Source organism: Arthrobacter sp. StoSoilB19, from assembly GCF_019977275.1.
Taxonomy (GTDB): domain Bacteria; phylum Actinomycetota; class Actinomycetes; order Actinomycetales; family Micrococcaceae; genus Arthrobacter.
This window is the reverse complement of record NZ_AP024650.1, coordinates 142,165-154,705: the sequence shown is the minus strand read 5'-3', so window position 1 is coordinate 154,705 and position 12,541 is coordinate 142,165. Positions and strand designations below refer to the sequence as shown.

At 68.0% G+C, this 12,541-nt stretch carries 13 protein-coding genes; 6 read left to right on the top strand and 7 right to left on the bottom strand.

Features of this window, described 5'->3' with window-relative positions; all coding sequences use genetic code 11:
• Positions 1–27 precede the first annotated feature (27 nt).
• From LDO86_RS00750 to LDO86_RS00740, 3 genes are read left to right on the top strand one after another with little or no spacing between them, the layout of a single operon-like run.
• Positions 28–1,206, top strand: coding sequence for a Gfo/Idh/MocA family oxidoreductase (locus LDO86_RS00750; protein ID WP_223993353.1), 1,179 nt, complete (start codon positions 28–30; stop codon positions 1,204–1,206).
• Positions 1,207–1,232: 26 nt separating this feature from the next.
• A complete protein-coding gene (locus LDO86_RS00745) occupies positions 1,233–2,234 on the top strand; it encodes a sugar phosphate isomerase/epimerase (RefSeq protein ID WP_223993352.1) in 1,002 nt (333 codons plus the stop codon).
• An 11-nt stretch (positions 2,235–2,245) separates the two neighbouring features.
• A complete protein-coding gene (locus tag LDO86_RS00740) occupies positions 2,246–3,130 on the top strand; it encodes a biopolymer transporter Tol (RefSeq protein ID WP_223993350.1) in 885 nt (294 codons plus the stop codon).
• 7 nt (positions 3,131–3,137) lie between these two features.
• Here LDO86_RS00740 and LDO86_RS00735 read toward each other — a convergent pair whose 3' ends face one another.
• The 3 genes from LDO86_RS00735 to LDO86_RS00725 all read right to left on the bottom strand — a co-directional run bounded on the left by LDO86_RS00735 (position 3,138) and on the right by LDO86_RS00725 (position 5,530).
• A complete protein-coding gene (locus LDO86_RS00735) occupies positions 3,138–4,007 on the bottom strand; it encodes a glycosyltransferase family 2 protein (protein WP_223993348.1) in 870 nt (289 codons plus the stop codon).
• A 189-nt stretch (positions 4,008–4,196) separates the two neighbouring features.
• Positions 4,197–4,553: a hypothetical protein gene (locus LDO86_RS00730; protein ID WP_018770310.1), complete on the bottom strand. Its 357-nt coding sequence runs from the start codon at positions 4,551–4,553 to the stop codon at positions 4,197–4,199.
• Positions 4,554–4,630: 77 nt separating this feature from the next.
• A complete protein-coding gene (locus tag LDO86_RS00725; RefSeq protein WP_144601011.1) occupies positions 4,631–5,530 on the bottom strand; it encodes an SDR family oxidoreductase in 900 nt (299 codons plus the stop codon).
• A 219-nt stretch (positions 5,531–5,749) separates the two neighbouring features.
• On the opposite strand from LDO86_RS00725, the gene LDO86_RS00720 reads away from it, so the two are divergent.
• Together LDO86_RS00720 and LDO86_RS00715 are read left to right on the top strand one after the other, a co-directional pair.
• Positions 5,750–6,271, top strand: a complete 522-nt coding sequence (locus tag LDO86_RS00720; protein WP_223993346.1) for a DUF6328 family protein — start codon at positions 5,750–5,752, stop codon at positions 6,269–6,271.
• 3 nt (positions 6,272–6,274) lie between these two features.
• Positions 6,275–6,937 (top strand): DUF6766 family protein, encoded by a 663-nt coding sequence (locus tag LDO86_RS00715; protein WP_223993341.1) that lies wholly within the window; start codon positions 6,275–6,277, stop codon positions 6,935–6,937.
• A gap of 80 nt (positions 6,938–7,017) precedes the next feature.
• Here LDO86_RS00715 and LDO86_RS00710 read toward each other — a convergent pair whose 3' ends face one another.
• The 4 genes from LDO86_RS00710 to LDO86_RS00695 all read right to left on the bottom strand — a co-directional run bounded on the left by LDO86_RS00710 (position 7,018) and on the right by LDO86_RS00695 (position 10,653).
• Positions 7,018–8,142 carry a glycerate kinase gene (locus LDO86_RS00710; protein ID WP_018770314.1) on the bottom strand — a complete coding sequence of 375 codons (1,125 nt, stop codon included), beginning with the start codon at positions 8,140–8,142 and terminating at the stop codon, positions 7,018–7,020.
• Between the two features lie 108 nt (positions 8,143–8,250).
• The gene (locus tag LDO86_RS00705; RefSeq protein ID WP_018770315.1) at positions 8,251–9,060 is read right to left on the bottom strand and encodes an SDR family oxidoreductase; all 810 of its coding nucleotides are present in this window, start codon (positions 9,058–9,060) and stop codon (positions 8,251–8,253) included.
• A 64-nt stretch (positions 9,061–9,124) separates the two neighbouring features.
• Positions 9,125–9,568, bottom strand: coding sequence for a hypothetical protein (locus tag LDO86_RS00700; protein ID WP_018770316.1), 444 nt, complete (start codon positions 9,566–9,568; stop codon positions 9,125–9,127).
• 308 nt (positions 9,569–9,876) lie between these two features.
• Positions 9,877–10,653 carry a class I SAM-dependent methyltransferase gene (locus LDO86_RS00695; protein WP_018770317.1) on the bottom strand — a complete coding sequence of 259 codons (777 nt, stop codon included), beginning with the start codon at positions 10,651–10,653 and terminating at the stop codon, positions 9,877–9,879.
• Positions 10,654–10,865: 212 nt separating this feature from the next.
• Between LDO86_RS00695 and LDO86_RS00690 the strand changes: the two genes are divergently transcribed.
• A complete protein-coding gene (locus LDO86_RS00690) occupies positions 10,866–12,527 on the top strand; it encodes an ATP-binding protein (protein WP_018770318.1) in 1,662 nt (553 codons plus the stop codon).
• Positions 12,528–12,541 lie beyond the last annotated feature (14 nt).

Here is a 12,541-nt window from a genome sequence, read left to right as displayed (position 1 = left end):
CCAGCAGGAAGCACGCAGGAACGCATCATGACCACACCCGCACACCCGTCCGAACCTTCGGCCTCCCAACCGGCTCCCCGCCCGCTTGGTGTAGCCGCGATCGGTTACGCCTTCATGGGCAAGGCCCACTCCAACGCGTGGCGGAACGTGGCCAGCTTCTTCGACGTCCCGGCCTTCGAGCAGAAGGTCCTCGTGGGCCGGGACGCCGGCGCCGTCGCCGAGGCGGCGGCCAAGTACGGCTGGGCAGAATCAGCCACCGACTGGCGCTCGGTGATCACCCGGGACGACATCGACATCGTCGACATCTGCGCCCCGGGGTGGATGCACGCCGAGATCGCCATCGCCGCCCTGGAAGCAGGCAAGCATGTCCTGGTGGAAAAACCCCTGGCAAACACCCTCGCGGAGGCCGAGCTCATGACCGCCGCCGCGGCCAAGGCCCGGGCCAAGGGCGTGCAGTCGATGATCGGCTTCAACTACCGGCGCGTCCCGGCACTGGCACTGGCGAAGGAGCTCATCGCCGAAGGCCGCCTGGGCACGGTCCGGCACGTCCGCGCCGCGTACCTGCAGGACTGGCTCGCCGACGCGCAGGCCCCCATGACCTGGCGGCTGCGGAAGGAAACCGCCGGATCCGGCGCGCTGGGGGACATCGCCAGCCACGCCATCGACCAGGTCCTGTTCCTCCTGGGCGACCAGGTCACCGAGGTCAGCGGCCGGCTGAACACCTTCGTGGGCCGCCGCCCCGGCACGGACGGCATCGAGGACGTCACGGTCGACGACGCCGCCTGGGCCACGCTGTCCCTCACCTCCGGGGCGGTCGCCTCAGTCGAGGTCTCCCGGGTGGCCACCGGCAGGAAGAACTCGCTGCAGATCGAGGTGTACGGGGACAAGGGCAGCCTCCTGTTCGACCTGGAAAACCTCAACGAACTCGGCTTCCTGGATGCCACCGTCCCGGTCCGCGAACAGGGCTTCCGCCGGATCCTGGTCAACGAGCCGGAGCACCCGTACCTGGACGCGTGGTGGCCGCAGGGCCATATCATCGGCTGGGAACACACCTTCACGCACCAGGTCCGCGACTTCCTGCTGGCCATCCGGGACGGAAACCAGCCCTCGCCGTCGTTCGAAGAAGGACTGAACGTCCAGTACGTCCTGGACGCTGTGGAGGAATCCGCTGCCAACAAGAGCACCCTCACCGTCGTCCGCCACTAGCACCCCCGTCTTCCAAGGAGCCCTGCATGCCCCGCCCGTTCACCCTGTTCACCGGCCAGTGGGCCGACCTGCCCTTCGAAGAAGTCGCCCGCCTGGCCTCCGGCTGGGGCTACGACGGCCTGGAAATCGCCGTCTCCGGCGACCACCTGGACGCCTGGCGCTGGGACGAACCCGGCTACGTCGAGTCCAAACTCGAAATCCTGGACAAGTACAACCTCAAGGTCTGGGCCATCTCCAACCACCTCAAAGGCCAGGCCGTCTGCGATGACCCCATCGACTTCCGCCACCAGGCCATCGTCGGCTCCAAAGTCTGGGGCGACGGCGACCCCGAAGGCGTCCGCCAACGCGCCGCCGAGGAAATGAAACACACAGCCCGGCTGGCCAAAGCCCTCGGCGTGGACACGGTCGTCGGGTTCACCGGCTCCTCCATCTGGCAATACGTGGCCATGTTCCCTCCCGTCCCGGAAAAAGTCATCGACGCCGGCTACCAGGACTTCGCCGACCGCTGGAACCCCATCCTGGACGTCTTCGACGAATGCGGCGTCCGCTTCGCCCACGAAGTCCACCCCTCCGAGATCGCCTACGACTACTGGACCACCGTCCGCACCCTCGAAGCGATCGGGCACCGGGCAGCGTTCGGCCTGAACTGGGATCCCTCGCACATGATGTGGCAGGGCATCGATCCCGTCTCCTTCATCTGGGACTTCAAGGACCGGATCTACCATGTGGACTGCAAGGACACCAAGATCCGCCAGACCGGCCGCAACACCGTCCTGGGCTCCCACCTGCCCTGGGGCGACCCCCGCCGCGGCTGGGACTTCGTCTCCGCCGGACGCGGTGACGTCCCCTGGGAAGCCTCCTTCCGCGCCCTCGCCGCCATCGGCTACACCGGGCCCATCAGCATCGAATGGGAGGACGCCGGCATGGACCGCCTGCACGGCGCCCCCGAAGCACTCACGGCCCTGAAAAAGTACGACTTCCCCGCCTCCCAAACCAGCTTCGACGCCGCCTTCAGCAGCAAGGACTAGGACGAACTGACGTGGTCCGCACCCTTCAACCAGGCCAGCGCTGCGAGGTGTGGACCGCGTCGGTCACCGGCGAATCCTCGCTGGTCTTCCGCACCGGGGACATGCTGCTCGAGGCGCCCAACTGGACCCTCGACGGCCGGGCGCTGATCCTTAACGGAAACGGGGAACTGTGGCGGCTCAACCTGGCGGCCGGTTCGCTGGAGCCCCTCCCGCTGACCGGCGCCCCGGACCTCAACAATGACCACGTCCTGGACCCTGACGGCAGCAGCATCTTCCTCTCGGGCGAGGACGGCCACATCTACCGCGCACCACTGGCAGGCGGGCGGGCCACCAGGATCACGGACGACGACGGATCCTTCCACTTCCTCCACGGCGTCAGTCCGGATGGGCGCAGGCTGGCGTACGTGGACATTGCGGCGGGAGACTTCACGCGGCCCGGCCGGCTGCGCACCATCCCCGCTGGCGGAGGCCCGCCCTGGGACGTGGAGGTGGGCGGGGGACACTGCGACGGGCCCGAGTATTCACCCGATGGCGACTGGCTGTACCTCAACACGGAGTCGTTCACCACGGCACCCGGCCATGCCCAGCTTGCCCGGGTCCGCCCGGACGGCAGCCAGTTCGAGCGGCTCGTCAGCAGTGACACCGTCGACTGGTTCCCGCACCTGTCCCCCGACGGGCGCCTGGCCAGCTATGTGCGCTTTCCCGCTGGAACCCGGGGCCACCCCGCAGACCTGCCGGTCGACGTCGTCCTTGTCTCCACCGGCGACTGGACCGCGCCGCTGCACACCTGGCCGCTGTTCGGCGGCCAGGGCACGCTCAACGTCAACAGCTGGGCGCCGGATTCGAAGCGGTTCGCGTATGTGGCCTACCCGCTGGACGCCGCGCAGGGCCACTAGGGCCTGGTCACACAGCGTCCTCGTTCAGGACCACGTCGTACGCCTCTACCCGCCGGTCCGTCACGGTCGTGGGCGATTCAAGGTGGACCGCGCCGGACGGCAGGATCCCGGCCCCGCCGTACCGTTCCATCACCTGCCACTGCGCCACCACGTCCTCCCCGGCGTGGTCTGCAGGGAGCGTGCTCCAGAAACGGAACCCGCCGGCGTCGTCCAGCGCCTCCCTGCGGTAGAGCACACAGCCGCCCAGCCAGGCCACGTGGTAGGGCACCCACTCGCCGGGCTGCAGCGACAGTTCCGCGCAGACGTGGCTGAGGTTGGCGGCGCTGTGCAGCGGCCAGCGTTCAAAACCCGGGGCACCCGGACGGATGCGCTCCGGAGCCACCGGTCCGTCCCAGGCCTGGAAGGAGGCCGTCTGTTCCGGCCTGCGGTCGTCCAGGAAGGACAGGCCCTGCGGTGCCATCCCGACGAAACCGCACTGGAGCTGGTCCAGTGCCTTGCTCAGCCGTTCCACGGCACCGGGCTCCAGCCAGACGTCGTCGTCCAGGAAGAGGCACTGATCCGCGGTGGACTGGTCCAGCAGGAACTGGCGGTGTTCGGCCAGTCCGCGCCGCGGAAGGTGCCGCAGCAGCGTGACGGGCCGGCCCTGCGCCTGCAGCACCCGCACCATGGCGGCGGCAGCGGGATGGTCCCAGGCCGGCTGTCCGGCTGACTGGTCGCTGATGACGACGGCGAACGCGGGCTCGGACTGTGCGGCCAGTCCCGCGAGGGTGACGGCGAGTTCGGCAGGCCGGTTGCAGGTGGGCACCAGGACGTCCACCGCCACCTTGTCCGGCCGGTCCTGCGGCCGCGCCCACTGTTCGGAAGATCTCCTGCCCACACTCCACCTTCCTGGCGTTGACGTTGGTGCCGGCGGCAGCGCAGGCTGCTTGCTGCTGCCTGCCGGCGGGATGGGGTTCCGCGTGTTCCGTACCCCGAGGGACGGGATGTATTCGCCTTGGCGAAACCGCAAAGGCCCCGCTTCCACTGCCCGGGGGCAGCGGAAACGGGGGCCTTTGGTCAGGAGGCTTTATCCGGCGTCGAAGCTCTCGTCGTCGTCATTGGGCGACTCTTCCTTCGGAAGGTCGTTTCCGCTGCCGTCCGGAAGGCCCGTCGCTTCCTGGCCCGACTCCGAGGACACCGGCGCCGACCCCTGGGAATCGTCATTGGACTCGTCGATCTCGGCCGCGCTGGACGGAAGATCCATGTCGTGCGGGACGGGAGCCTGGCCCGCGCCCGACTGCGGTTCGTTCGTGTCCGCGCCGGCCGTGGACGCGCCGCCGGACTGCTGGCCGCCCTGCGTGCCTGCCGCCTCCTGCTCGGCCGTGGGGGTGCCGTAGCCGCCCGGAGCCGTCTCGGGTTCAGCCTGCTGGTTTTCCTGCGTCATGCTTCCTCCTGTTGTTCGTTGCCGATATTGCTGGTCTGGTGATGCCGGCCCGGATGCCCCAGCGGGTGGGACGCCCATTAAAGCCCCTTGCCGCCCGTGACCGGGAGGACTGCACCGGAAATGTAGGACCCGTCCTCGGATGCGAGCAGCACGTACGCCGCGGCAAGCTCGGCCGGCTGCCCCGCGCGCCCCAGCGGCGTGTCCTGCCCGAAGGAGGGGAGCTTGTCCGGCCATTCGGTGGCCGGGATCAGCGGTGTCCAGATGGGGCCCGGGGCCACGGCATTGACGCGGATCCCCTTGGGACCCAGTTCCTGGGCCAGGGCCTTGGTGAACGCCACCTGCGCCGCTTTGGTCATGGCGTAGTCGATGAGCCCGGGTGACGGGTTGAAGGCCTGGATGGAGGCCGTGGTGATGATCGAGGCACCCGCCTTCAGGTGCGGCACGGCCGCCCGCGCGGACCACAGCAGCGAGTAGAGGTTGGTGCGGAAGACCCTGTCGAACTCCTCGGTGGGGAGCGTCTCGAGGCTCTCGCGGTTCTTCTGGTACGCGGCGTTCAGGACCAGGATGTCGAGGCGGCCGAATCCGGAGACCGTCTCCTCCACGATGCGGGTGCTGAACTCCTCCTCACGTCCGTCACCGGGAAGCAGGAGCGCGCGGCGGCCGGTTTTCCGGATCCATTCCGCCGTATCCTGCGCGTCGTCTTCCTCCTCAGGCAGGTACGAGATCGCGACGTCGGCCCCTTCCCGGGCGAAGGCGATGGCGGCAGCCTTGCCGATGCCCGAGTCCCCGCCCGTGATGAGGGCTGCCTTGCCGTCGAGCTTGCCGTGCCCCTCGTAGCTGCGCTCCCCGTGGTCTGGTTTGGGGTCCATGGGGCCGGTCAGCCCGGGCTGCTTCTGTTCCTGCTCGGGAAACGGGCCCGAGTGGTAGCCGCCGCGCGGATCCTTCGGCTGGTCTGTTTGCTTGTCGGTCTCGCTCATAGTCCGCCTGCCTGTGTCGGTTGACCTGTGTCGGTGCGAAGGGCCCGCCGTGCTCCGGCCCTTCGAAGCTATCCCGGGCGGAGGACCAAGTCCACCGCCCAAGACTAATAATCAGTAAACTTATCAAATGTAGGAGCACGCGCAACGGCCTGCCTTGTTTCTGGGTACGGGAGGAGTAGAAAGAAAGCCTGGGCCGCGGCCGGAGAGGAAGGAGGGCCGATGTCTGAGGTTGAGGACTACACGGGCCGGACGGGACGCAATGAAACCCGCGAGGAGCAGCTTGACCGCAACTGGGCGGAACTCCTGCAGGAGCTCCGCGTACTTCAGACCGGGGTGCAGATCCTGGCCGGCTTCCTGCTGACGCTGCCGTTCCAGCAGCGGTTCGAAAAGCTGGACGGCTGGGAGGTTGGCCTGTATCTCGTCAACGTCGTCATCGCCGCGCTCACCACGGCCTTCATCCTCCTCCCGGTCAGTGTGCACCGCCGGCTTTTCCGCAAGCGGCTCAAGGAAACACTGGTCTCCAGCGCCGACAGCATCACCAAGATCGCACTGGGCGGCATCGCCCTGCTGAGCGCCGGAACAGCCGCCCTGGTGTTCGATGTTGCCGCCGGGCGGTCTGCCGGCGTCACGGCCGGGGGTGCACTCCTGGGCGTCATGGTGATCATGCTGGTTTTCGTTCCGCTCCGCCTGAACAAGCGGGCTACAGGCAGGATCCTCCCGCCACCATCGGACAAGGAGTAAGACATGCGCAAATGGGCAAGGGAACATGGCCTGCTGCTGGCCAACCTGAGCTGCTTCCTGGCGTTCTTCGTGGGCATGATCCTCTCCGGAGCCGCTTCCTACAGTGAAGACCAGCAGGCCCACGGGGAGCCCGCCGTCTCGGTCCTGGAGTTCCTGGGCACGGGCGCCTTCGTCGAGGCCACCTTCGAGAACTGGGAATCGGAGTTCCTGCAGATGGCCATGTACGTGGTCCTCACCGTGTTCCTGTTCCAGAAAGGCTCATCCGAATCCAAGCCAATGGGCAAGGAGGCGCCGCAGGATGAAGATCCCCGCCAGGCGGCCCTGCGGAAGGCCACGCCCTGGCCGGTGCGGCGGGGCGGAGTGGTGCTCAAGGTGTACGAGCATTCACTGTCGATCCTGCTGTTCTCCCTGTTCCTTGGCTCGTTCTTCCTGCACGCCGCCGGCGGTGTGGACGAGTACAACCAGGACCAGCAAAGCCATGGCCAGCCCGCCATCACGTACCTGCAGTACCTGGGCACCAGCCGCTTCTGGTTTGAGTCCTTCCAAAACTGGCAAAGCGAGTTCCTGGCCGTCGCGGTCCTGGTGGGCGCGTCGGTCTACCTCCGGGAGAAGGGGTCCCCGGAATCGAAGCCCGTTGCCGAACCCCACTACGAGACCGGGACCTGAAGGCCCGGCCCACCTGGCCGATCCAACACCCGGCCCAATCCAGCCGGCAATCCAACCAGCCCCACCCAAGTGGCCGTGGGCTAGGCCCCTTCGAGTACCTGGCTTGTTGCCCAGGCCAGGTACTTGCCGGCGTTCGCCACAGCGTCCTGTGGGCTGGATGCGACGTCCAGCAGCTGCGCCGCGGAAACCACGCCGTGCCCGGCAAGGTCCTCAAGGGTCACCAGGATCCTGCCGGCCACCACGATGACGGGAATTCCGCGTTCCCGGGCTGCGTCCGCGAGCGCGATCGGCGCCTTGCCGGTGAGTGACTGGGAATCCATGGATCCCTCACCGGTGATCACCAGGTCTGCCTGGTCCAGCTGCGCGGCCAGGCCGGTCAGTCCGGCCACCAGTGCGAAGCCGCCTTCCAGCGTGGCGTCGGTGAAGGCAAGGAACGACGCCGGGAAGCCGCCGGCGGCGCCGGCGCCTGGGACGTTCACGTCCCGGCCCGTTGCTTCCCGCAGCACTGACGCCCAGTTGCGCAGCCCGGCGTCGAGCATTTCCACGCTGTCCTGGTCCGCGCCCTTTTGGGGGCCGAAAACGTGCGCGGCACCGGACGGCCCGTACAGCGGGTTGCGGACGTCGACGGCGATGCGGAACGTGGTTGCAGACAGCCGCGGGTCCAGCCCGGTGGTGTCCAGGGCGACGATGTCCGCCAGGGAACCGCCACCCAGGGGCACCACGTTCCCCGCGCCGTCCAGGGGCTTCAGGCCGAGGGCGCGCAGGGCGCCGCTGCCGCCGTCGGTCATGGCCGAGCCGCCCAGGCCCAGGACGATCTCGGTGGCGCCCGCATCCAGAGCGGCAGCAATGAGCTGGCCGCAGCCATAGCTGTGGGCACGCAGGGCGTTGGCGGGCGTTGGTTCCATGTCCGCCAAACCGGAGGCCTGGGCCGTTTCGATCACTGCCGTAACCTTGCCTTCCCCGGCCTTGTGGATGGCCCAGGCAGCGCCCAGCGGGGCAAGGATGGGCCCCACCACGGCGTTCAGCCGCTCTTCGTAGCCTGCGGCCACGGCCGCCTCAAGGGTGCCCTCGCCACCGTCGGCGATGGGGAACTGCGTGACGACGGCGTCCGGATACACCCGCAAGGCGCCTTCCGCGATGGCAGCGGCAGCCTCGGCCGCCGTCAGGGACCCCTTGAACTTGTCCGGAGCGATAAGAATGCGCATGCGCTCCATCATGCCAGCAAGCCACCGGAAAGCGCTTGCCAGATCCGCGATATGGACTCTGTGACTGCCCCACGGTCAGGAGAACAGCCAGCGAAAGGCACAAGGGGCCTACGCTTCGCGCCAGTCGTTGCTGGTGATGTGCGATCCCGCCTGCGGACCCATCTGGAGCATCCCGCCGTCGACCACCCACGCCGCACCGGTCACGTAGCTGGAGGCAGGCGAGGCGAGGAAGGCGATGACGTCGGCGATCTCCCGGGCATGCCCGGGCCGGCCCAGCGGCACCCCGGGGCGCTTCGTCGTCGTCGGGTCCTGGTCCTCCTGCCCCGTCATTGGCGTGGCAATCTCCCCCGGCGCCACCGTGTTGGCGGTGATGCCGTACTGGCCCAGCTCCAGGGCGAGCGTCTTCATCAGGCCGCCCAGGCCGTGCTTGGACGCATCATAGGCGGACGATCCGACGCGCGGCTGGAACTCGTGCACGCTGGACACCGCCACCAGCCGGCCGCCCTTCCCGGCCTTGACCATGCGCCTTGCTGCCGCCTGCAGGCACACGAATGCGCCGTTGAGGTTCGTGTCCAGGATCCTCATCCAGTCATCGATCCCCATGTCCAGGAACTTTGTGCTCGCACCCGTCCCGGCATTGTTCACGAAGACATCCAGGCCGCCCAGCTCCCCGGCGAGTTCATCGATCACGCCGGCAGCGGCGTGGAGCTCGGTGGTGTCCAGCTGCCGGACCACGGCCTTGCGCCCCAAGCCGCGGATTTCTTCGGCGGTACCCTCGGCGCCTGCCTTATCCGAATGCCAGGTGACACCCACGTCCATGCCGGCGCGGGCGAGCGCCACGGCGGTGGCCTTGCCGATTCCTGAGTCTGAAGCGGTGACGATGGCAGTGGTGGGCGTGAAGTTGCTGGTATCCGGCATGGCGGGGCCTTTCGTCAGGTCTGGCGGGTCTTGTCAGGGCGGGTCTTGTCAGGGCGGCTCTGCGTCAGGCGGGGCGGCGGAGATCGGGCTGGTAGGACTCGTCGGCGGCGGTGGCCGGGCTGCCGCCGGCTTCCCGGGGCTCCGGCTGTGGTTCGGGCACGGCCATCAACGGAACCGCGAAGGTCACCACCGGCCGGGCACCGCCGTCGTCCGCCGACCTGATGGTCAGGCTCCTGGTGCCGGGCGGCACCGACGGGGTAAACACCTGCAGGTTGCGGGAACCGACGGTGGCCGATTCCTGCAGGGTGTATTCCGTGCCGAAGTGGTCCTCCACGATGAGGTGCGGTTCAGCCGCGTCATCCGAGGGAAGGTGGATGTTGACCACCAGGCCGGATGCCCAAACCTCCACTGAGAGGATGGTGAACTCCGTGGCGGAGGTGACGTGCCGCCCGTAGGTGGGGGGAAGGAGCATCCGGCGCAGGGCGCCGGATGGAATGAAGTTGCTCATGATGGTTCCTGTAGGTCTTGCGCCGGCGGTCGGGGTGGCGGCGCCGGAGGGTGATCCGGTGGCGGCCGAACGGGGTGGCGCGGGTGCGGCTTAGGCGTCTTCGCGGTCCGCAGCATCCGCATCGCGGATCCGGTTGCCTTTATCTCCTGCCATGGCAGTCTTCCCTCCATCCCCAGCTAACTAGTAAGTCTACTTACCATGGAGCCTCCGGATCCGGCCCCTGTCAAGGGGATGGAAGGCAGCCTGCGGCCGGACTGCGGGGATATGCGTGAAGTCTGCGGAACAGTTCGAACACCCCGTTGCCAGGGCTACCGGCGGGGGCGGACCACCGCGTAATACCCGGGCACCCTGTCCTGGCCCGGCACGCCGGTCACCGGGTTGGTTTCGATGGCCACATGGCCATCCTCAAGGAGTTCCCAGTCCGACGCCGGGAACGCACGTTCGCGCTCTTCCGGCCCGAAGTGCCCCGGCATGGGAAGCCCGCGGATGGCCAGCTCCAACGGCGCCGGAATGCCATGCGTGCTTGCCCCAAGATGGGTGACGTACTCCAGCGGGTTTCCCTGGAAGTTGGTTTCCGCCATGAAGACCGTCCCGCGGCCGCCCACCAGGATCCGCAGGTTGTCGACCATCGCCGTTTGGTGGGCCGCATCGAGGACATGCAGCACGCCGCGGATAAAGACGTTGGCGCCGTCAGGGCCCAACTGGAAGGACTCCGCCAGTTGCCCGGCAGCACCCTCCGCCGTCATGTCCCTGGCTTCAAAGGCGGCGTTTCCGATTCCTGCGGACTCCGCCCGCGCCCGGGCAACAGCATGGGGTGAGACATCCACGCCGATGACCCGTGGAAAGATCCCGGCGAGCGCGCGGGTGAAGCTGCCGTGCCCACAGCCGGTGTCCACAACGGGAAGCGCAGGGTCCAGGTTACGAAGGAGGCTGTCCTGGTAGCCCTGGAACTCATGGTTGCTCCCCGAGTCCCAGAGGACCTCGCCGCCCGGACCGGTGGAAGTAATGCCGGCCCAGTACCGGTCCCACGCCTTATGCCGGTCCTTGGGGGCGCTGCGTGAGAGCCTGATGAGCTTGGGGATCATCAGGTACTTCTGCCAGGTGGACCGTGGCGACTTTGTTGGAGACACGGCTCAAATATATGGTCCTGCCCGTCCCGGTGGCGGACCTTCGGCAACATTACGGCGTGCCACAACTCCCTGGCAGCGCGGAAAGCGGGGGTAAGGGTGCGCACGCCGTGGACCCGCTTCGCCCGCATCCCCCTAGAATGTAGTCAACTGGGAGGGAAGGGAGCACTGTGACGGCTGTCCCGAGTGACGCGCGCCTGCCCCGCACGGCCGTCGTGGCCGATCCCGACGCAGGCCGGAGGGCCCGTAACGCCCAGGCGCTGCGCGACGCCGGATACACCGTCCTCGAAGCCACCGACGCCGGCAGCCTCGCCGCGGTGCTGGACGGCGGTGAACCGTCAGTCGTCGTCGCCGATGCCTTCCTCTCCGGCGTCCTGTCCACCACCACGTCCGCCGCCCCGGTCCTGGTGATGGTGGACCTGGACAGCCCCGCGGAGATCGCAGCTGCCAACCCGCCAGGTGTCCACGACTGCATCACCAAGCCGCCTGCACCCCAGGAGCTGGTGCACCGCGCGTCCGTCCTCATCGACCAGGTATCCCGCCGCCGCGCCTCCAGGCAGGAAGCCGAAGCGCTCCGGGAGCAGTTGCGTGAAGTCTCTGCCGCGGTGCGCGCCACCAACGACCCCCAGGAAATCGCCAACCACGTCGTCGCGGGATTCGGCCGCACCTTCAAGGCCGACCACGTTGTCCTGGCAACCTTCGAGGATCACCGCGTCCCCGTCATCACGGCCGGGTGGCACAGGCGGGGCCTCGCGGAGCTGCCCGCTGACGCCCTTCCACGCGAGGAAGACGCCCGTGCCACGGCGGACATGCTCTGGGCCGGGACCGAGACGCTCTCCGCCGACGGAAACGAACCGGCCGCCCGCAGCGAGGCGAGGCCCGGCCCCGGTCCCGCCATCGCTGGAGCCGCCTCAACCCTGGCGGTGCCCATCGGCGAAGGAAATTCCTCCCTGGGCATCATCTGGATCGCCATGATGGACCGGCCCCGGACCTGGTCCAGCGCTGAACTGGGGCTGATCCAGCACGTGGCCGGCAACGCCGCCTACGGCCTCATCCAAAGCCACCTGATCAGCAGCCAGCAGCAGGTGGTCAAGCAGCTGAGGGAACTCGACAAGGCCAAGACTGACTTCCTGGCAACGGTGAACCACGAGCTGCGGACGCCGCTGACCTCGATCATGGCGTACCTGGACATGATCCAGGAAAGCACCGAGCATCCGGTGTCCCGGGAGGTCCACCAGATGCTGGACATCGTGGTCCGCAACACCGAACGCCTCCGCACCCTCATCGAGGACATGCTCAGCGTCTCCCGCGGCGGGCTGGACAACGCCGCGATGCAGCTGGCACCCGTGCGGCTGGGTCAGACCCTGGATCTGGTGGCCGCGGCGCTCCGTCCGCTGGCCACGCTGCAGAACGTCACCATCGACGTGGACCCCGTTCCGGAGGATCCGGAGATACTCGCGGACGAAGTGCAGCTGCAACAGGTCTTCACCAACCTGGTGTCCAATGCCATCAAGTTCACGCCCAGTGGTGGACGGATCGAGGTGGGCAGCGAGTCCCATGCCGCCGCGGACGGCTCCAAATGGGCCACCGTGCGCATCGCCGACACCGGCATCGGCATCTCGAGCGATGAAATCAACCACGTATTCACCAGGTTCTACCGCGCCTCCAACGCGATGAACGGCGCCATCCCGGGAACAGGCCTGGGCCTTGCCATCTCCAAGGACATCGTGGACCGCCACGGCGGCCGGATCGACGTCGCCTCCACCCTGGGCTCCGGGACCACTGTCACCGTCAGCCTTCCCCTCGGCACCGACCACGTCCAGGCCAACTAGGCGCCGAAGGAGGA

Bases quoted from the DNA above. Each gene is read 5' to 3' on its own strand.
- LDO86_RS00750 (WP_223993353.1), top strand. From the start codon at position 28: ATGACCACACCCGCACACCCGTCCGAACCTTCGGCCTCCCAACCGGCT.
- LDO86_RS00745 (WP_223993352.1), top strand. From the start codon at position 1,233: ATGCCCCGCCCGTTCACCCTGTTCACCGGCCAGTGGGCCGACCTGCCC.
- LDO86_RS00730 (WP_018770310.1), bottom strand. From the start codon at position 4,553: ATGACGCAGGAAAACCAGCAGGCTGAACCCGAGACGGCTCCGGGCGGC.
- LDO86_RS00725 (WP_144601011.1), bottom strand. From the start codon at position 5,530: ATGAGCGAGACCGACAAGCAAACAGACCAGCCGAAGGATCCGCGCGGC.
- LDO86_RS00720 (WP_223993346.1), top strand. From the start codon at position 5,750: ATGTCTGAGGTTGAGGACTACACGGGCCGGACGGGACGCAATGAAACC.
- LDO86_RS00715 (WP_223993341.1), top strand. From the start codon at position 6,275: ATGCGCAAATGGGCAAGGGAACATGGCCTGCTGCTGGCCAACCTGAGC.
- LDO86_RS00710 (WP_018770314.1), bottom strand. From the start codon at position 8,142: ATGCGCATTCTTATCGCTCCGGACAAGTTCAAGGGGTCCCTGACGGCG.
- LDO86_RS00705 (WP_018770315.1), bottom strand. From the start codon at position 9,060: ATGCCGGATACCAGCAACTTCACGCCCACCACTGCCATCGTCACCGCT.
- LDO86_RS00700 (WP_018770316.1), bottom strand. From the start codon at position 9,568: ATGAGCAACTTCATTCCATCCGGCGCCCTGCGCCGGATGCTCCTTCCC.
- LDO86_RS00695 (WP_018770317.1), bottom strand. From the start codon at position 10,653: ATGATCCCCAAGCTCATCAGGCTCTCACGCAGCGCCCCCAAGGACCGG.